General features: G+C 71.2%; 1 pseudogene. It reads right to left on the bottom strand.

The features are described 5' to 3' along the window. Positions 1-617 (bottom strand): annotated as a pseudogene (locus MXD58_RS26115) (hypothetical protein); the annotation flags it as partial. Positions 618-746: the final 129 nt, after the last annotated feature.

Below are 746 nucleotides of genomic sequence, written 5' to 3'. Positions count from 1 at the left end.
CCACCCGGGACGCCGCCGCCGGGCGTGCCGCCACCCGGGACGCCGCCGCCGGGCACTCCGCCGCCGGGAACACCGCCGCCGGGAACACCGCCCACGGGGCCGACGGTGGGCACGCCGCCGACGGGAATGACGGGGATGCCTTCACCGCACTTCGCCACGCCGACCGTCGGCACGGTCACCAGCATTCGCTTCGTCACGGCATCCCAGGGCGACACGATGACGGCGAGCGCCTTGGACGGTATCCAGACCGTCTGCAGCGGGCCGATAGCAAGAACTCCGCCGCCCAGGCTCGTGTCGAACCAGCCGAATCCGAAGCTCTTGATCGAGGTGTTCTTCAGCTCCCAGTAGGCCTCGACACCCTTGCACCTGTAGATCAGGACAAGCGGGTTGACGTCGATGTCCTCGATTCCGTTGACCTGCTTGTCATACGGGATCTTGAAGGGCAGTAGATCGAGATACTTGTCGAGATCCTTGTCGCCGACGCCGACCAGGCCTGAGTCCTTCGTGCCGCCCGACCCGACCGCGCCGCGCGCCGTCGCGGCGGCGCTGGGGCTGGTTCCCCCCTCCGCTGCCCCCCCGGGCGCTGGGGCTGGTGAGGCGTCCACGTCGACGTTCACGTCAGGCAGGACGACACCGCCGGACCTGGCCGACGACGAGCTCGTGGTCGGCCTGTCCTCGGCGGGCGCGGCGGCCGGCGCCGTCGGGAGGGGCGTGGCGGATCCGCCGACCGCGGTCGGCGGATCCGC

Source organism: Frankia sp. AgKG'84/4, from assembly GCF_023242965.2.
Classification (GTDB): domain Bacteria; phylum Actinomycetota; class Actinomycetes; order Frankiales; family Frankiaceae; genus Frankia.
The sequence above is the reverse complement of the archived record's forward strand: the minus strand, read 5'-3'. Positions and strand labels throughout refer to the sequence as shown.